Raw genomic sequence first — 19,931 nt, forward strand, 5'->3', positions numbered from 1 at the left:
GCAGGAATACCAATCATTTTTTCTTTATACCAAAATATAATCCGCCAAGAAGTATCAATCCGAAAAGAATAGAACTCGCAAGCGCTATGCTACTTCCTGTTTGTATTACTTGAGGTTCAAACTTAAATTCTATGGTATTTTTTCCTTTAGGAACTTCCATACCACGCAATACATAATCTACTTGGTAATGGTCTTTTAATTCTCCGTTTATATAAGCATTCCAACCTTTACCATAATATACTTCCGAAAACACCCCAAAACCAGGATTGCTATTATTAGCTTGGTATTTTATATAGTTTGGTTTGTATTCTTTTAAAGTAATACTTGCTAAAGAATCTACTCGAAACTCTTTATTCGCTGTAATATTTTGAGTTTTCAGATAGACTGCTTTTTTGCTTGTATTCAAACTATCTAAAGCAATAATTTCTTGATTAGCAGTTTGTACTTCTTCTAACTCTTCCACAAACCAAGCATTTCCGTTAGCATCTGTATTGGTAAACGGAAATATTTCACCTTCCTCTTCTGCAATAATATACTTGGTGTTTAGCATATTTAGTACGTTCATGTTGTTTCTAGCAATATGAAAATCGAAAAGTTCATTATAGCGTTTCAGTTTTGCAGCATGATAACCACCTAAAGAATTATGAAAATAGGAAGCTCTTGCAGTACCATCAGTAATATCGAAAACTCTAAAATGCGTAGTATCCTTAAGGATTTCCAAATCTGCTTTATTCGCTTGATATGGTTTTTTGACTTGTATAGCGGAAACGAAATTATCGTTATTTACGTAACGTCTATCCACAGAAACTAAATCGAAAAGAATTAAAGCTGCAAAAGCTACAATTACAAGTGTTTCGGAAAGCTTTTTCTTCAAGAACATAAATATAGTTCCTGCCGAAAGCAATACCAACACCAATGTTCTTAAGGTATCTTGTGTGTATAATGCTTTTCTATCGTCACGCAAAGCATCTATAAATTGTTGTCCGTAACTTTGTTTATAATACCCATCATTTACACCTACAAAATTAAAAGCAGATTTAGATAGTAAGAATAAGACTGCGATTCCTACAGTAATACCGATGGAATATTTTAGAGCTTTTAGTTTTTCTTCGTCTTTTTCAAAATTACTAAACAAACGTGATAATCCGAAAATAGCTAAAATAGGAATACATAATTCCAAAATCACTTGAATGGAACTTACCGCTCTAAACTTATTGTATAATGGCACATAATCGATAAAGAAATCAGTAAGGAAACCTAGATTTTTTCCGTAGGAAAGTAATAAAGAAAGTATTGTACCACCAACGAGCCACCATTTTAATCTTCCTTTTACTAAAAACAAAGCAAAGACAAACAAGAAAATCACCACAGCACCAACATAGGCTGGAGCTTCTACTATTGGCTGACTACCCCAATAGGTTGGTGTTTGTTTTACATATTCTTTAGCTTGTAAAGCAGGAACTCCTTGTCCGATAAAAAAGTCGTAAGATGCAGAATCTTTACCAACATCTTCGTTGTTTCCTCCACCTGTAATTCGTGAAATATATAGATTAAAAGATTCTAAAAACCCGTAACTATATTCTGTTATATATTCTTTAGTTAGTCCAGAACTAGCCTCTTTTGGTGATCCATCTGGATTAATAGTTAATTCACTTTTACTTCTAGTACTTTCATTTGCATACTCTTTAGTAGCCATAATACTTGTAGCATTTAACCCTAAAGCAAGAATTACTGCGATTACTAATACACCAACCGATTTAAAATAATGTGGTAAAAGTTTTTTGTTATAAGCATCTACTAAATAGGCAATTCCTAAAACAAGGACTAATAGCATTAAATAGTAGGTCATTTGCGGGTGATTTGCTACTAACTGTAGTGCCATAGCGACGGTTGTGAGCAAAAATCCGGATATGTAATTTCGTCTGAATGTGAGTATAATTCCGCTTAAAACCAAAGGCATATAGGCAATGGCGTGCGCTTTACTATTATGTCCAACCCCAAGAATAATAATGAGATAGGTAGAAAAACCAAAGGCCATAGCACCAAGTGCGGCGAGTTTATAATCTACTTTTAAAACGAGTAAGAGGATATAGAATCCTATAAAATATAAGAAAAGATAATCTGCTGGTCTTGGCAGAAAACGTAAGGTTAAGTCTAATTTTTTAATGTAGTTATGCGGATATTTCGCACCTAACTGATACGTTGGCATACCACCAAAAGCACTATTGGTCCAATACGTATCTTCACCAGTACTTGCTTTAAAATCGGCTTGCTGTTTAGACATACCAATGTATTGCTTAATATCGCTTTGATATATTTGTTTACCTTTTAATACAGGACTGAAATATGCAAGTGAGAGTAATATAAAACCAACAAAAACAAGGAAATGAGGAAGTACTTTTTTTATAGAAAATTGCATGAAATAGATATATAACAATAAGTCTGAAAAATAATAATAATTTTTGAAACTTATTCCATTTAAAGGAAGCTAATTATTTTAGAATTCCATTTTTTAGAAATAATAGATAAAAGCGTTTTACTCCACTTCTTCGTAATCTACATATTCACCAACATTTTTATTTGAAGATTTATTATTCGGCATTTTATCTATAGTAATCTCTCCTTCGTTCTTTTGAGGAGGCGGATTTCTAAAACCACCAAACTGTTCTCCAAAACGCTGTTCGGCTTTTTTAGTGATAAACTTTAATAAAATAGGAGCAAATAATCTAGATAAAATCTTCACACCATAATAAATTAATAGTATGATTAAGATAACTTTTACAACTCCAGTAACAGATGCTAATTGCAACATAAAATCATTTTTTAACAAAAATACAACTCTTATGTCTTAATTTATGGTATAAATTCTTAAAAAAACTATAAAATATATATATTTGAACCCTAACAAATTCACAAACATGAAGTTCTTAAAATTCTATTTAGCAATTTTTGCTTTTTCTGTTTCACTAACTAGTTATTCGCAATACACCGATGTAATCAACTCTAACAGACCTGGAGTTTCTAAAAGTGCATTTTCAGTAGGTACCAATGTCATTCAATTTGAAGCTGGACCATATATGCTAAACGAAGACCATTCCCGTTTAAGTCGTGAAGATAAAAGTTATGGAATAGACTTTACAGCACGATACGGTTTACTTTGGGAACAATTAGAACTGAATATAGAAGGTACTTACCAAGCTACAAAAAGAAGCTTTACCAATACGGTAGCTAACGAGGACAAATTCAGTAATTTTAAAACATTAACACTAGGAGCAAAATATTTGGTGTACGATCCTTATAAAAAAGCAGGAGAAGAAAAACCGAATATCTATAGCTGGAATGCCAACCATAAATTTAAATGGAATTCATTAATTCCTGCTGTTTCTGTTTATGTTGGCGCTAACTTTGATGCTAAAGACAATCCGTTTACCGCTTATGGCGTGGAAGGCTTTAGTCCGAAAGTAATGATTGCTACACAAAATAACTTCGCAGGTGGCTGGGTATATGTGATGAACTTTGTAAAAGATAGAATTGGTACAGACCAATCGGATTTCTCCTATATATTAACCCTTACGAAATCCATAAACTCCGAATGGGTTGTATTTGGAGAAGCGCAAGGAATAAGTAGTGATTTCTATGCCGATAATTTAATCCGATTTGGAGGTGCTTATCTTTGGAGTAGAAACTTTCAGTTAGATACAGCTTTAACGCTAAATACAAAAGATACACCATCTGTTTTTGGTGTCACTGTTGGTGCCTCTTACCGATTAGACTTTCATCAAGATAAAGAAATAGATAATGGTGGTGAGCTTGGTGATGGATCGAAGGCTAAAAAGAAGAAAAAAAGTAAAGGAGATAAAAAGTCTAGAAAATCTAAAAAGAATAACAGACAAAAGCAAGAACAGAATTTTGATGAAGACTAAAGCATTATTGATTTTATGATTACCATAAAACAAGTACACACGAAGAAAGAATTTAAGGCATTTGTTACATTTCCTTTCTCACTATATAAAGATTCTAAATATTGGGTTCCCCCAATAATCTCGCAAGAAATAAAAACTTTCGACAAGAACGAAAACCCTGTATTTAATGATGCGGATGCCTACTTTTTTCTAGCCTATAAAGGCAATGAAATTGTTGGTCGTGTTGCGGCAATTATTAACTGGTTGGAGGTGAAAAACCAAGGTGAAAAAAAAATGCGCTTTGGTTGGTTTGACTACATTGATGATCTGGACGTATCTAAAGCGCTTTTAGATAAAGTTACAGAAATTGGTAAGCAAAATAATTTAGAATATACAGAAGGTCCTGTAGGATTTTCTAATCTAGATAAGGTTGGTGTTTTAACGGAAGGATTTGACGTATTAGGTACTATGATTACTTGGTACAATCACCCGTACTACGTAACACATTTAGAAAAACTAAACTATCGTCCGGAAAAAGAATGGATAGAAAGTAGATTTCCGTTTAGTAATATTAATCCGGAATCCTTCACTAAAGCGAATACCTTAATTAAAAAGCGTTATCAAGTAAGTGTTCGTAATTTTACACACACTAAAGATGTTATGCCGTATGCAGATGAGATGTTTGATTTGTTTAACACCTCTTATGCTTCCTTAGCTTCTTTTGTAGAGATTACCGACATCCAAAAAGCATATTTTAAGAAGAAATTCATCAGTTTTATCAATCCGGAATACATCAAATTTGTTTTTGATAAAGACGATAAAATGATTGCTTTTGCAATTCTGATGCCTTCGTTTGCTAGAGTATTGCAAGAAATAAAGGGAAAACTTTTTCCTTTCGGATTTTTAAAAATGTTAAAAGCTAAAAAAGAAAGCAAGGATATTATTTTCTATTTAATAGGAATTGCTCCAGAATACCAAAACAAAGGGATCACCGCTATCATATTTAATGAGTGTTACGAAACGCTTAAAAATAAGAATATTGAAAACTGTATTCGAACTCCAGAATTAGCAGATAATATTGCTATTCAACAAATTTGGAAACACTTTGATCCAGAAATTATAAAACGCAGAAAAACGTTTAGGAAGGAGATTGAATAGTTTTTCAATCTACTATAAGCACTAAAAAAAGGTGTTATATCTATAATATTAACTTTATAGCTTTTAAAAAAGGTCTCTCCTAAAGAAGAGACCTTTTTTTTAGTTACTAGGGATTATTTAAATATATTTTTTTCGTTTTTTAAAACCTACTGCAACCCTATTTTTGGATTTTAAATTTATCGTTTTAAAGTAAAATGAGATGTGAATTTCCCTCTATTACCTGTTATTGGATCCTTGTATTCTACGGTAAACCAATAATCACTTGTTGGCATCCTATTTCCGTTAAAAACACCATCCCAACCAGAACCTGATGGATTCATTTGTTTTATTAACTTTCCGTAGCGATCAAATATGTAAATTATTGCACTGTTTCCAATTCCTTCAATATTCCAAGTGTCATTAAAACCATCTCCATTTGGGGTAAAATACGATGGATAATCTAAAACAAATATTTCTTCGCTACTTATACCACAACCATTTTTATCTCTCGCTTGTACTTCATGATTCCCTGAGGAAACATTATTAAATACACCTTCATCTTGCCATGGGCCATTATCTAAACTATATTCATATGCGCCTAAACCTGTAGCAATAGCCTCTATAACATTATTGTCAGCGAAAGTTTGAGATACTAAATGAACCTCTAATACTGGTGGTTCACTTTCTTCAATATTAAAAATATTAAAACTTTGACTGCTTAGAATACAACCTGTAACATTATCATATATTCTTACAATATTTCTTGCGGATTGCTAGAGCTAGAATACGGGCTAGATAAACTATTACTTCCTGTTTCTGCATCTGCCAAACTAGCATGATAACTCACTATAAACTGTGATGCATTTTGACCATTTAAAACCTCATCGTCTTTACTTGTAAGATCAAAAGTGTCTGTACTTAATCCGCATTGAATAAAGTCTGTTATTGTAATAGCATCTGGTAAAGCATGTACATGAATTGTAAAACTAGAAAGCGAGTAACAATCTGTAGCATCATTAGTTAATCTTACATAGATTTCTTGTTCTGGTGTTTCTGTATTTGTATACTGTGTTGGATCTGTTATCGCATTAATTCCTAAATCAGCATCTGTTGCTGTCTCATGATAGGTAGCTGTTTGACCAACCACATCTGCTATACTTAACAAATTAAAAATCTCTACTCCATCTCCAGGATTAGTAGCATCACACAATTCTAAATCTGGCAATACATCACTAATTTCTGGGTTTGGTAAAACCCGGATGGTCATTGTTGTAAAATCTACACAGTCTGAACCATTATTAGTAACGGTAATATATAAGGTTTGCGGATTAGCAGGAAGGCCACCAATAGCGGTATTGGTATATTGTGTAGGATTTGGAATTGCATTGGTTTGCGCTTGAGCGTCTGCATCTGTTTCATAATAAGTAACTGTCCAATTGGTATTTCCACCTGTAATTTCGGTATCTCTCAACGTTAAATCAAATTCCGTAATTTCATTTCCTGGATTTTCTCCTAAATCGTCACAAAGACTTAACGGACTAGGTTGCGTTGCTATAGGAAAAGCATTTATAACCAAATCGAAACTTGTAGTACTATAACAATCTACATGCAAAGGGTCTTCCACTCTTACAAATATTCTCTCTACGCCAGGTGTACTATTCGTATAATTTGTAGCTAATGGAAATGCATTATTTTCAGCATCGGTTGAACTACCATGAAAAGAAACATAAAATACCGTTGGATCTTGCGTACCTAATATTTCTGCTTCTTGTGTACTTAGATCAAAAGTTGCAATACCATCATTGCTCGAATCATCACAAACAACCATATCTATTGGTGCATTTGCGATTGCCTTTTCGTTAACTATTAGATTAAATACAGAATTTAACGAGGCATTATAACAATCACTATCCGCTATACTTTCGACCCTTACATAGATTGGTTCAAAATTGTTTGTAGTAGTATATAAATTGGGTAATGCTCCTGTACCTGCGTCTGCATCAGCAAAACTTAAATAATACGTCACTTGAAAATCTGTAGATAATTGACTACCCAATATATCTGTGGTTTGTACACTTAAATCAAATGCTTCGACACCATCATTAGTAGCATCATCACATGTCTCTAAATCTAATGCTGAGTTAATTATTGGCTGATTAGATACCGTTATATTAAATGCTGTTGTTGCAAAACATACTTGCGAATTATCTGCAATACGAGCCCAGAGAACTTGAGGGTTATTTACATTAGTATATGGTATTGGTAAAGGATCTATATTATCTATTGCATGCTGCTCTGAAAAGTGATAGCTAATTATATAATTGGAAGCATTTTGACCTCCAAGAATATATGAATCATTTTCGGTTAAATCAAAATCGACATCCCATCATCATCACATATGTTTAAATCATTTGCTGTGTTTGCTATTGGACTAGCTTTATATTCTACAAAAATAGAATCTGTAGATTGGCATACGTTAGATAAAATGATATCTACAGTGTACGTTCCTTGCTCGTTAATATCTAAAGTAGAACCAGTTTCTCCTGGAATTACTACACCATCTAAATACCATATATGATTTGCGGTTAGTGCTCTAGTATCTAATGTGATTTCTACACCATCACATTCAGAAGTACCAGCAGCAATAGTAATATCTTCACCTAAATCACCACCTAAATCAAAACTACCCGCTTTAAGAAAGACACCAGAATCAAATCCGCCATCGCGATCATCGGCAATTACCAGTTTTATCGAATAACTTGCTCCTGGAACTACTGTAGCTTGGGCAGTAAAAACAACCGTTCTACCATCAAAAGAAATTGGCGGGTTATTATCTGGAGTATACCCGCCAAAATACTGTTCATTTACACCACCACAAACTTCTCCGTTATCTGGATGAATATTAGTAACTAAAATTGGCGTGTTTGTATTTGGCAATACTGCTAGATTAGTAATATTATTCATATCATCTTCTAACAAAAAAGCAAATGCATCGGAATAACTACATTCAAAATTTCCCATATCATACTCTTCGGATGCCATAAGAAAGTCAAAGCTTATGCTATCGGCTAATGGCACAAAATCAAACTCAATATATGTTGCATTATTGGAATTGATACCTGTTGCATTCTCTAAATCTGTATCGCCTGGCCATACCGCAGAAGATCCATCACTTAAAAAAACATTTGGACCTCCAGATATGCTAGCGTCTCCTGTTGTTAATAACAAACCATCTTGAAAAGGAAAATCCACTTCATTACTATAAAAATAACCGATACCATTGGGTTCTGTCGGACTAAAGTTTGTACCTGTTGAATATCTAATATTACTTACTAATGCACAAGGGTTATCTACTAAGACATTTTCTATAAGCTGTTCTGGAGTAAACATATCGGAATCTACAATAACATTAGGGCCTAATACAAATACGGTAATGGTAGTAACCCCCGTACATCCTTGCGGATTATTATCTGTAACGGTTAATGTTACATTATAGGTGCCAGCGTTAGCAAAAACATGAGATACATCATTACCAGCTGCCGTATTTGAATCTCCAAAATCCCAAGTATACGTAGCGTTTGTTCCATCCATTGAAAAAATGGCACTTCCTGAGAAATCAACCGATTCTCCCGCTAGTATACCAACAACTCCAGATGCATTTATTGCAGGTAATGTACTGTCTATAGAAGCTATAATATCTTGACATGGTGTAACGCATATAATATCTGCTTCCCAACCAGTGGTATTTACAGATCCGTTGCTAGTAAAAACAAAAGTTAAACATCCAGAAATATTAACACTGGAAGCAGAAACTTCTTCGGGAGAAACTACTCCAGAAAACGTGCCTATAATACTTCCTGTGGTATCCTCTCCATCATAAATAGTTAGTGTATCTTGATTGAGTTGCGTAAGATAATTTGTGAAATTAATTACTACAAAATCATTAGGATCTTGTGCGCAAATTGTGGTTGTAAAACTCTCATTATCGGAGTAGTTACCTGCATTTCCTCCAGAATCAAAAAATTTATCTGTAGCACATCGATAAAAAGTTCCGTTTTCCATAGAGATGTTTTGAGAAAACCCTAGTGTATAAAATAAAACGGCTATGAAATAAAAACTCTTTTTCATTATATATTCAATTTTCAATTTATCTTTTTTATGATTCTACGTTTTGTTTTAAGGTGGTAATAGTCTTTTTCATTTTTTAACTCATTATTACTTAGGAAATTTTTAATTCTATTGGTTAATTCTAATTTACTCCCTTTGGTTAAAAGCTGATTCTCCTTACAAAACACTATTAACTCAAACTTTTGCCAATTGCAAACATCAGTGATATTTGAATGCATACCTTTTTAATATTTTTTAAAATTATCATACGCTAACTATCCTCATACTAAAATAAAACGCAGGTAAACACCTAATAGCGTGACTTTCATTACAACAAAAAACACAACTACGTCCATGCTAACTATATCCTATTTAACCTTTTACTGGTCCGCCACTAACAATGATAAACTCACTACGTCTATTTATTGCATGTTCTTCATCTTTACATTTAGCGCCGCAATTTATTTTTAAATCACTTTCCCCTTTACCAACTCCAGTAATTCTATTTGCTGCAATTCCTTTTGAAATGACATACTGAATTGTGGATTGTGCTCTACTGCTGGATAATTTCTCATTATACTTCGCAGATCCTCTACTATCTGTATGCGACTCTGCAGATATTATCATGTCTGGATATTTAGTCATTATAGATACAAGCTTATCTAACTCAAAAGCGCCTTGTGCTGTTATATTAGCTTTATTAAAATCAAATAATATTGGATTTAAGATTACACGATCTTCCACTATAATTTTTTCAATAGCGTTTAACCTTAGTTGTATAGATTCTTCTTTTTTGCTACTTCCAGAAAAATCAAGAGTATTACTTTCATAATCGGTATAAGAAGCTGTTATATTTAATGTATTATCACAAGGAACCGTATATGCTACTTCTCCTTTATTATTCGTCTTTTCGGTTGCAACTACTTGTCCTTTGGCATCTGTAATGGTAATAGTAGCTTCGGCAATTGGATTAGTTGTTTCACTATCTACAACCGTTGTTGTTATAGCTACAAGACATGGTTCTAAACGCTTTAAAGCATAAATATCATCGCTTCCTATTCCTCCTTCTCTATTAGAAGACACAAAACCTTCGCCAGTTTCTTCGTTTATAAAAAAAGCTAAATCGTCTGCATTACTATTTACAGGAATTCCTGCGTTAATAACATCACCTGAATCTGTAGTATAGAATACATCTAATCCGCCAATACCTAAATGTCCATTAGAGGAAAAGTATAACGTACCATTATCACTCATAAACGGAAACATTTCTTGACCTTCGGTATTTACTTTATCCCCAAGATTTTCTGGTGTACCAAAAGTGCCATTTTCTTTAATTGCAGCTTTATAAATATCATATTTTCCTTTTCCTCCAGGCATATCGGAAGCAAAATATAATGTTTTACCATCTGTACTTACCGATGGATTTTTAACCGAATAGCTATCCTTATTAAAAGGAAGTGCGCTTACGTTTTTCCAGGAATCACCAACCTTATTCGCTTGGAATAAATGTAAAACGCTTATCTTGGTTTTGGAGTCTTCTCTTTTTTCATAAACGCCATCAAAAAAGCTTTCTCGTGAAAAATACATGGTATTTCCATCTGGACTAAAAGCAACTAATCCTTCATGGTATTTGGTATTGATATCTCCAGAAACTGCTTTTGCTTCTGCATTATCCGTATTAGACATTGCAACTTGATAAATATCTAGGAAAGGCTCTTCATTCCATCCATAATTACGTCTTGCATTATTTCTAGCGGAAGAAAAGTATAAAATACCATTCTTTAAAGTTCCACCAAAATCGGAAGCTTCCGAATTAAAACTTAAGCTTTTCGTTTCATATTGTTGAACGCCTTCTAAGATACCAGGAAGATAATCTTGGTTGGATTCAAAGGCTATAGCTCTATCATCTTTTGGATTCGCTGTTGCAAATTTTCGCATCCATGTATTAGAATCGCTATATTTTCCATTTGCTTTAAGCATTTGCGAATAGTTATACATCATTTCAGCATCTTGAGATGTTTGTAATGCTTTTGCATACCACTTCTCTGCTTCCGTTGTACTAAATATGTTATAATTGGCTTCGGCTAACTTTGTATATACATAAGTATCTGCCTTTCCGTTTTCAACTAGTTTAGTATAGGATGCAATAGCTTCAACAAAATCAAATTTATCAAAATGTTTATCTGCAATTTTTGTGTCTTTATTTTGAGCAGTTAAACTGAAGCTACTCCATACTAGTGCGATTATATATATTTTTATATTTTTCATAATATCTTTAGCTTAATGGATTAGAAATAACGCGGGGAACGAGATACTTTTTTAGTAAAAGAAATATCGAAATTAATAAAGACCTCGTGCGATGAACTGGTTGTATAGTTTAAGTCAGATTGAATAGCATCATAAGCATACCCAATTCTTAAACGCGGTGTTATCATAAAGTTGATCATACCACTAAAAGAATCTTCTAAACGATATCCTACTCCTACCTCAACAATATCATACATAAATACATTGGCATTGACATCGAAACTAGAAGGCGCATCAAATGCTGTTTTTAGTAAAGCATGTGGCTTTAGTTTAAAGTTTTCCGATAAATTAAACACATAACCAGCAGCTGCAAATAAATGCTGTGTTTCTGATCCTATATTTAAACCGTTAGCATCTAAATGTGTTGCATTTAAAATATTTGGCATAGATGCAGAGATATAATACTTGTTTGGTTTATAATAATATAGTCCAACTCCGATATTAGGTGTTACTTCATTAATATCTTGAAAAAGGTCATCATCTGCATCGGTTAATTCTAAATCATTTAAGCCTATATCATGAAATGTGGCTCCTGCTTTTATACCAAAGGCTAATTTATTTTCTGCTCCCATTGGTAACGTATAGGAGAAATCTGCATAGGCATTTGTTTCTCTTACTGGCCCAACCTCATCACTAATTAGAGACAAACCTAAACCAACATTTTTACCAACTGGAGAATGAATTGCAAAGGTTCCTGTTTTAGGAGCTCCGTCTAATCCAACCCATTGGCTTCGATAAAGCATACCAATGGCAACTCCTTCATAAGAACCTGCATATGCTGGATTAACAACATTCATGTTATACATATACTGCGTGTACTGCGGATCTTGTTGTGCTTGCATTTGAAGCACAAACAAGAATGCGAGAATTATATATAATTTTTTCATTTTAATTAATTAGTTAATTAGTTTTCTCTATTTAAATATATCCAAGATGTTCTGGTTTTATTTCCTTGGTATTCCATTACGTAGAAATACGTTCCTACTGGAAGTTCATCGCCATTATTGGATTGACCAAACCATTCCTTCGTATAACTTGTTTTTGAATATACTTTTGCTCCGTTTCTATTATAAATTTCTAAACGACTTACATCATATGCTGTTAAATCGAAATAATCATTTTTACCATCATTATTAGGTGAGATACCTTGTGAAATTGCACAGTTGGTTAATTCTATAATCGTTTGTTCACTAATACCAATACATCCAGTATCGTTAAACATAACTTCAATTTCATATAATCCTGCCTCTAATACAGATACACTTAAATCATTTTCTCCTTCTATAACACCGCCATCTCGATACCAAAGAATAGATACTTCCGATAGCGAAAAGTTTTCAGGAATTGCTTCCAAAATTATAGGACTAGATGTATTAGAACAAATTTGATAATCTATAGCTGTAGAAAAATGAGTAACAGGATCATTTCCTATTATTAAATCAAAACTATTAATAACATAACAATCGGATAAGCCAACAGATTCTACACGTACAAATATGGTTTCTCCAGAACTATCATAAATATTTGGAAGTGCTCCTGTTCCAGCTATAGCTTCTGATTCAGAAGTATAATACGAAACATTAAACTCGGAAGCATCTTGACCATTAAGCACATTCTCATTATGGGCTTCTAAATCGAAACTAACCACAGTACTATTATTAAAGTTACATTCTATAATATCTATACTTTCTGCCGTATGCGAAGGTGTGGAAGTTGCAATAGTAAATGAACCAACACTATAGCATCCGGTACTATTATCTTCTATTCTAGCATGCATAGTTTGAGGGTTTGATGTATTAATATAGGAAGTTGCTAATGCATTAAAACCATCTATAGCATCCAGTTCAGATATATAATATGTAATGCTATAATCGGATGCATTTTGAGATCCTAAAATAGTAGCATCATTATCTGAAAGATTAAATACTGCTGTATTGCTAGTTGCGCATGTTGTTAAATTTTCGGCAGGATTAAACGTTGGTTTGGATAAAAACTCAATGGTTATTTCATCACTAATTATACACTGATTTGTTATTATTACTTGCGCCGTGTACACTGCAGCTTCTGTTACAGTTAAGATCGAAGTTATTTCTCCAGTAATAGGAATTCCATCTTTGTACCATACATGTTCAAGACCTGGTGCTTGTGTATTTAAAATTACAGGTTCATTTGAACAGCTTGCTGTACCAGCAGTAATAGTAATATCATCTCCTAGACTTAGCTCACCAATATCAAAACTTCCAGCTTTAAGAAAAATACCAGTATCATATTGTGAATCCCTATCATCTGCAACTACTAATTTTATATGGTAAGATGCTCCTATAATAACTTCTGATTGTGCAGTAAAAACGGTAGTTCTTCCGTTATAATTCATTGGAGGCAAATTCTCTGTTATGTACTCTCCAAAATATTCCTCATTAATTGCGGAACAGGCTAAATTTTGAGGATGAATATTTGTTGTTAAAATTGGTGTTGTTGTACCAGGAAGAACAGCAAGATTCGTTGTGTTATCTTCTGAATCTGTCAAGAAAAAAGCAAAAGCATCCGAATAGTTACATTCATCATTAGCACCAGTATTTCCCGTATATTCCTCTGATGCCATTAAAAAATCGAAACTCATATTAGAAGCTAATGGCACAAAATCAAACTCGATTATCGTAGCATTTCTTGAAGACACTCCTAAATTATCATTTAAATCGGTATCTCCAGGCCATGAAGATCCTCCTGAACTGATGAACAAACTATTTGGGCCAGTAGCCTCGATTGCATGTCCTGTACTCAATAAAAGACCTTCGGCAAAAGGAAAACCTTCACCTTCCATGGTAAAGTAACCAATACCGTTTGGTTGCGTATCATTAAAACTAATACCTGTTGAAAAAGTAATGTTAGATACTTGCGCACATTCACTACCAAATAAAACATTCTGTACTAATTCTTCTACGGTATGTGAATCATCACTTACTTGTATATTATTAAAACCAGGTTTAATACATAAATCGAAAGTTACATCTTCATCATTTAAACCTTCTGAAAATATTCTAATAAAGTACGTATCTCCAATAACTAATTGTGGTGTTATACTAGCTGCAGAATCAGAACAATATAACTCATTAAGACTACCACAATCTCCTTCATAAACCGAATGATTAAGACCAGATGAAATATCATTTTCAACAATATTCACCAACTCTATTATTTGGGTGTCCTGTATCGCTATAAACTGAAACCAAACATCATCATCGGAATCCCCATCACAAGAAGCAGCAGGAACATTAGAAGGTGTTGCAGATAAAATGGTACCATAAGCCAACTCGGTACACGTTTGGTCTGTATTTACAGTTACTATTGTCGCATTGTCGCATTCATCATTCTCTGGAAGGCAATCTCTAATAAATAGTGGTAAACTATTAAAAACACAATTAGCATCTTGGTTGTTATTTAATGTATATACCACATCTGTAAAGAAAGGAAATGGACCAATTTGATAGGTACCAATAGTGTTAATTGTCGTTGTATTTGAATCTATATTATTAGATAATGTTAGCGATGTAGCACTACCTAAGGATGTTACATGCACATCTACTAAAAACTGGCTACCATTATCACAATCATCAATAATGGTATGTGTCGCTTCTGAATTGGTACACGTTGCACAAGCAACCGTATAAGTAATACCACCAGACATAGGCGCATCTCCATTAGCGCAACTACTAGGTGTAAAATCATCTGAAGCAACATAAAAAGATATGGTGTCTCCTGTAGATGTATAAGAAAACCCGGAAAGATCACCTTCATTCCCGAAAAAATAATCTTCATAAGCTACAATATAAGTTCCATCTGTATCTATAACAACTAGTGGATCCCAACCATAATCTATATTTCCAGAATAAAAATTCAATGTTAATGGCGTACCATCTGTACTAGTAAATGTAAATATTTCTGGATCTACAACTCCATCATCACCATAACACATGGTTTCGCTTAATGGACCTGCACTACAATCAATTATATAATCGGTTTTTGCTGGTGTTGTAAAAAACAAAGGGCCTCCCCAAATACTATTCCCATTGGTACAATTTGCTCTTACATATACTTCATAGTTTTCACCAAATAGCAATCCGCTTTCTGTAATGTTTTGTACCAAAGATGTTGTACCAGATATTGGAATACCGGTTCCTTCTGGTTGCACTACATACTCCCAAGAACTTTCGGTATCATTTGCAATCCAAGAAAAATCTACAGATGCACTAGCGTCATCAGCATCTACTCCATCCACAGATATTGTAGGAGAAATACAAAATGTACCACAAGTCTCCACACGTACTAAGTCAATAGACATGTCGCCTCTATAATTATCTGTTCTTGTATGTTTAAATTCCAAATAAATGGATTGACCTAAATAAGCATTTAAATTAACACCTACAGGCACCCAATCTTCAGCACCAGAAGTTTGTAATTGACCTGTCCATCTAAACAAATTTGTAAATGGACCAGAAACGGTATTAGAAATTCCAACCTCAAAAGTCCCCATACCTTCTCCATAGGCATGCATATAAAAAGAAAGCTCTGCTTCATCTGTTGCAGTAGTAAGATCAATAACTGGAGTTACTGCTGAAGCAAATAAAAGATGTGCATTACCAGAAGCTTCATAATTCATATAATTACCACCACTATATGCCGCATCTGGTCCTGTACCCGAACTATTTGCATTACCTGGCACTTCCCAATGCCCACCATCATTTGTATTTGTTAAATCTCCTGTCCAACCATTAAAATCATCAAACTCTGCTGTAAAAACAAAAGAGCTGTTATTAGAAGGACAAGTGACACCTACTGGAGGGTTTATTGTTTGACTTAAAGCTGTTGTGTTATATAGTAAGCACACAAGTATTAAGTTACATGTTAGGATTAAATTTTTCATTTCATTTTTTTATTAATTGAACAGAAATAACATCATTTATCATATTTTAAAGGTTGATTAAAAGATAAGCCACCAATAAAATCAGTGACTTTCTTTTATCCATTTTCAATGACATTTAATGTTTAATTACTCTTATAGTTTTAATACTATTTCCAATAGTCACTTTTACAAAATAAGGCCCCGTTTGTAAAGTAGATAAATCTAATTCACTAGTAACGGTGTTTGGTTTCGCATGCATTACCTGTTGTCCTAGCATGTTAAATACATCGACGTTTTCAATCGTTTGCTTCGCGTTTAAGGTTAGTTTATTTTTAACAGGGTTAGGATAGTAAGTGAATGGAATTTCATTTACCACGTCATCAATACTTAAAGCAGAACACGTTATGGAAGCTTCCCATCCGCCATATTCAACGCCTCCATCAGAACTAAACTCAATAGTTAGTGCACCTGAAGCATCTGTAGAAGTATAAGCGTCACCTACATGAAGTTCGCTTGTAGAAACAGAAGGCATTGTTCCCTCACCACTTTCTTGACCACATAATGTTTGCGCCAATACTGGGTATGTATTATCTGGACCATTATAAATAGTTAAGTAATCATAACAACCACCTTGTTCACCAGAATCTAAATCATCTGCTTCTAAATCAACGAAAGAAAACGTAATAGTAACTGCATCACCAGCAGCATCTGGAAGTATGGTTGTTGTTGTGAACTCTGAGCTTGAATAGAAACCTGTACTTCCTCCTGTATCTAAAAAGTTACCACCGCAAGATGGCGGTATAATTGTTGTAGCAAACGGATATGGACCAACCCACATAGAAGCGCCATCTACACCACAATCTGTTTGTAGATAAAACTCATAATTATTATCATCTGTTAAACCTGTAAGGTTATAAGGAGTTGAAGCTCCTGTTATTGTAGCCACTCCAGTAGCCGTTTCTCCTGCAGTAATATCTATAACTTCCAAGTTCCAAGACGCAGCATTACTAACCCAACTTAAATCGGCAGTTGTAGTAGTAATATTTGTTGCAGCAAGTGTTGTTGGTGGTATACATGCAGGAGCCTCTTCAAAAGTAACATCATCAATTGCTAAATCATCATCATAATCACCTGGAGCAATAACTTCAGAAAACGTAAATCGAGCTTGAGCAGCTCCTGTAAAAGTTAAGCCACTAATGTCTATTATCTTTAATTGCCAACCAGTTGTATCCGTATTATACATAGCCATAAGATTCCAAGTTGCTCCATCCCAAACTTCTACATCTAATTGTGCGTTTTCAGAATCTTCAGAATTACTTAATTCATAAAAACTTAATACTGGTGTTGCAAGTGTACTTACATCTACCAATGGACTTACTAAATATCTAGGTCCATGATCTCCTGATGCATCACAAGCGGCATAATAGCCATTTGAGGAAGTACTTCCCGTTATTGTACCACCATCACCAACATGTCCTAATCCTGACGTTTCAAAGAACCATTCTTCCTCTCCAGAATCACTTGACATACTCCAACAATCTGGTATAGCTCCACCATTATCAAAACCTTCTGTATAAGGAGCAGTAAAAGCATCACAATTTGTAGTAAATAGCATTGGCCCTAACCAAAAAGAAGTTCCATCAGTAACACCACAATCTGCCTGTACGTAAAATCCGTATTCATTATTAGGTAATAGCCCGGTTAACATATAGGGGTTTGAAACACCTGTAGTTGTTGCAGTACCTGTTACAGATCCTCCTGCTGTTACATCTACAATTTCAATATTCCAAGAGGTAGCTGCCCCATTCTCCGTCCATGTTAAATCTGCTGTTGTATTAGAAATGTTTATTATATTTAATGCAGTAGGTGTTGGACATGCTATAGTGTTATCAAAAGTTACATCATCAATAGCGATATCATCATCTCCACCTCCTAAAGGTTCCGAAAATGTAAATCTAGCTTGTGCTGCTCCTGTAAATGTTAAACCACTTATATCAATTATTTTTAACTCCCAACCTATTGTATTGGTATTATACGTTGCCATTAGATTCCATGTAGTACCATCCCAAACTTCCACATCTAATTGTGCGTTATCTGAATCTTCTGCATCACTTATCTCGTAAAATCGTAATTCTGGAGCGGTAAGTATACTTACATCAACAAAAGGACTTAGTAAATATCTAGGACCATGGTCACTTGTAGCATCACAAGCAGCATAGTAACCATTTGATAATGTACTTCCTGATATTGTTCCATCAGTTCCAACATGACTTGGTCCAGAGTCACTAAAAAACCAATCTTCTTCTCCTGAATCACTAGAGACCAACCAACAGTTTGGTATTGTACCAGCATTATCGAAATTTTCTAAATAAGGTGCTATAAAAGCATCACATGCAGTAGTAACAGAAGCTGGTCCTACCCAAACAGATGGTCCGTCAACGCCACAGTCTGCTTGTACATAAAATTCATAATCGTTATTAGGAGTTAAACCAGTTACTGTATATGGATTAGTAACCGCACTAAGAGTAGCAACACCTGTTACGGCTTCGCCAGCAGTTACATCCACTATTTCTATACTCCAAGAAGTAGCTGTACCATCTTCCGTCCATTCTAAACCTGCTGTTGTATTAGAAATATTTGTTACTGCAAAATCTAAAGGCTCTCTACATGCAGGAAATGTATCGTTTACAAAATTATCCACATACAATTCCCATTCGCTATATGATTTAGCTCTTACCGCTACATAAACAGACTGACCAATATATGCTGTTAAATTGAAAGTAAGTTTAGTCCATTCTCCAGGAGCTTCGCTTTCTACCTGTAACACCGTAGAGAAATCTACCGCTGTTGCTGTTGTTGTTGACAACAATACTTCATAAGATTCTAAAAAACCACCACTTCTTGAACGTACATAAAAGGATAGTCTATCATTTAATTCCGCACTTACTATAATTGGAGGTGTAATTAAATAATCATCGTTAGCACTATCACTATTAGATCCAATACTTGCAATAGCAGCACCATCTTGTGCACCATCACCAGATGGAGAATCATCCCACACCCAAGCAGAACTACTTGCCTCATCTAATATAGTCCAAGTCGCAGGTATTCCTGCTTCAAAGCTTTCTGTAAACTGCGCATTAGATTGCCAACAATAAGCAATTAGCAGTACTAATAATAAAGTATTTTTTTTCATAAAGTTTGGAATTAAAAAAGTTAGTATTTAAATAGTTTCAAAAAAATCCGCTTTTTAATTAAAGTGGATTAATTATTAAACTTATTGTGCTTATAAAATTGAACATTATCTTTAATTCCACCTATATTTAGGGGTTATCAAAAGGTAATCAAGCACATAAAAAACAAGTAAGTTGCTGATTAATAGACTTAATAACATTTAGCATTAAAAATAAATAAGAGTAGAAAAGACAAAAAAAAAAAAAAAAAGAGGCTTTAAATGCTAACATCTATCTAAATAATGGTCGCTATTTTTAGTAAATTCTAAAAAATATAACAAGGTTTGGTGAAAATACAGACTGCAATTAATCCTCAAAAGAATCGTTTATAAGCACAAATATTCT

Annotated in this window: 12 protein-coding genes; 2 read left to right on the forward strand and 10 right to left on the reverse strand. The window is 33.9% G+C overall.

Translation table 11 applies throughout. From position 1 onward, the window contains the following. Window positions 1-13 precede the first annotated feature (13 nt). Both AMD28_RS15175 and AMD28_RS15180 read right to left on the reverse strand, forming a co-directional pair. Window positions 14-2,419, reverse strand: a complete 2,406-nt coding sequence (locus tag AMD28_RS15175; RefSeq protein ID WP_055444971.1) for a YfhO family protein — start codon at window positions 2,417-2,419, stop codon at window positions 14-16. 117 nt (window positions 2,420-2,536) lie between these two features. Continuing rightward, on the reverse strand, window positions 2,537-2,812 hold the full coding sequence (locus AMD28_RS15180) for a DUF4834 family protein (RefSeq protein WP_055444972.1): 276 nt from the start codon (window positions 2,810-2,812) through the stop codon (window positions 2,537-2,539). Window positions 2,813-2,918: 106 nt separating this feature from the next. Here AMD28_RS15180 and AMD28_RS15185 point away from each other — a divergent pair, with 106 nt between their 5' ends. Together AMD28_RS15185 and AMD28_RS15190 are read left to right on the forward strand one after the other, a co-directional pair. Next, window positions 2,919-3,923, forward strand: coding sequence for a transporter (locus AMD28_RS15185; protein WP_055444973.1), 1,005 nt, complete (start codon window positions 2,919-2,921; stop codon window positions 3,921-3,923). A 15-nt stretch (window positions 3,924-3,938) separates the two neighbouring features. Further along, a complete protein-coding gene (locus tag AMD28_RS15190; protein ID WP_055444974.1) occupies window positions 3,939-5,060 on the forward strand; it encodes a hypothetical protein in 1,122 nt (373 codons plus the stop codon). Window positions 5,061-5,236: 176 nt separating this feature from the next. Here the strand turns inward: AMD28_RS15190 and AMD28_RS19110 are convergent, their stop codons facing one another. The 8 genes from AMD28_RS19110 to AMD28_RS15225 form a co-directional block, all read right to left on the reverse strand. Next, on the reverse strand, window positions 5,237-5,797 hold the full coding sequence (locus AMD28_RS19110; RefSeq protein WP_338035244.1) for a T9SS type B sorting domain-containing protein: 561 nt from the start codon (window positions 5,795-5,797) through the stop codon (window positions 5,237-5,239). Further along, a complete protein-coding gene (locus AMD28_RS18940; RefSeq protein ID WP_055444975.1) occupies window positions 5,791-7,095 on the reverse strand; it encodes a hypothetical protein in 1,305 nt (434 codons plus the stop codon). The genes AMD28_RS19110 and AMD28_RS18940 overlap by 7 nt, the downstream gene beginning before the upstream one ends. Window positions 7,096-7,403: 308 nt before the next feature. Beyond that, window positions 7,404-9,167 (reverse strand): choice-of-anchor L domain-containing protein, encoded by a 1,764-nt coding sequence (locus AMD28_RS18945; protein ID WP_241492530.1) that lies wholly within the window; start codon window positions 9,165-9,167, stop codon window positions 7,404-7,406. A gap of 14 nt (window positions 9,168-9,181) precedes the next feature. Further along, the gene (locus tag AMD28_RS19180) at window positions 9,182-9,385 is read right to left on the reverse strand and encodes a hypothetical protein (RefSeq protein WP_055444977.1); all 204 of its coding nucleotides are present in this window, start codon (window positions 9,383-9,385) and stop codon (window positions 9,182-9,184) included. A gap of 133 nt (window positions 9,386-9,518) precedes the next feature. Further along, window positions 9,519-11,414 (reverse strand): OmpA family protein, encoded by a 1,896-nt coding sequence (locus tag AMD28_RS15210; RefSeq protein ID WP_055444978.1) that lies wholly within the window; start codon window positions 11,412-11,414, stop codon window positions 9,519-9,521. A 20-nt stretch (window positions 11,415-11,434) separates the two neighbouring features. After that, the gene (locus tag AMD28_RS15215) at window positions 11,435-12,340 is read right to left on the reverse strand and encodes a PorP/SprF family type IX secretion system membrane protein (RefSeq protein WP_055444979.1); all 906 of its coding nucleotides are present in this window, start codon (window positions 12,338-12,340) and stop codon (window positions 11,435-11,437) included. A gap of 17 nt (window positions 12,341-12,357) precedes the next feature. After that, on the reverse strand, window positions 12,358-16,374 hold the full coding sequence (locus AMD28_RS15220) for a choice-of-anchor L domain-containing protein (RefSeq protein WP_055444980.1): 4,017 nt from the start codon (window positions 16,372-16,374) through the stop codon (window positions 12,358-12,360). A 115-nt stretch (window positions 16,375-16,489) separates the two neighbouring features. After that, entirely contained in the window at window positions 16,490-19,549 is a 3,060-nt protein-coding gene (locus tag AMD28_RS15225; RefSeq protein WP_055444981.1) for a T9SS-dependent choice-of-anchor J family protein, read from the reverse strand. Window positions 19,550-19,931: the final 382 nt, after the last annotated feature.

Origin of the sequence: Lacinutrix himadriensis, assembly GCF_001418105.1 — a bacterium.
GTDB classification, from domain to species: domain Bacteria; phylum Bacteroidota; class Bacteroidia; order Flavobacteriales; family Flavobacteriaceae; genus Oceanihabitans; species Oceanihabitans himadriense.

Coding starts and splice junctions, on each gene's coding strand:
- AMD28_RS15175 (WP_055444971.1), bottom strand. CDS start 2,419: ATGCAATTTTCTATAAAAAAAGTACTTCCTCATTTCCTTGTTTTTGTT.
- AMD28_RS15180 (WP_055444972.1), bottom strand. CDS start 2,812: ATGTTGCAATTAGCATCTGTTACTGGAGTTGTAAAAGTTATCTTAATC.
- AMD28_RS15185 (WP_055444973.1), top strand. CDS start 2,919: ATGAAGTTCTTAAAATTCTATTTAGCAATTTTTGCTTTTTCTGTTTCA.
- AMD28_RS15190 (WP_055444974.1), top strand. CDS start 3,939: ATGATTACCATAAAACAAGTACACACGAAGAAAGAATTTAAGGCATTT.
- AMD28_RS18945 (WP_241492530.1), bottom strand. CDS start 9,167: ATGAAAAAGAGTTTTTATTTCATAGCCGTTTTATTTTATACACTAGGG.
- AMD28_RS19180 (WP_055444977.1), bottom strand. CDS start 9,385: ATGCATTCAAATATCACTGATGTTTGCAATTGGCAAAAGTTTGAGTTA.
- AMD28_RS15210 (WP_055444978.1), bottom strand. CDS start 11,414: ATGAAAAATATAAAAATATATATAATCGCACTAGTATGGAGTAGCTTC.
- AMD28_RS15215 (WP_055444979.1), bottom strand. CDS start 12,340: ATGAAAAAATTATATATAATTCTCGCATTCTTGTTTGTGCTTCAAATG.
- AMD28_RS15220 (WP_055444980.1), bottom strand. CDS start 16,374: ATGAAAAATTTAATCCTAACATGTAACTTAATACTTGTGTGCTTACTA.
- AMD28_RS15225 (WP_055444981.1), bottom strand. CDS start 19,549: ATGAAAAAAAATACTTTATTATTAGTACTGCTAATTGCTTATTGTTGG.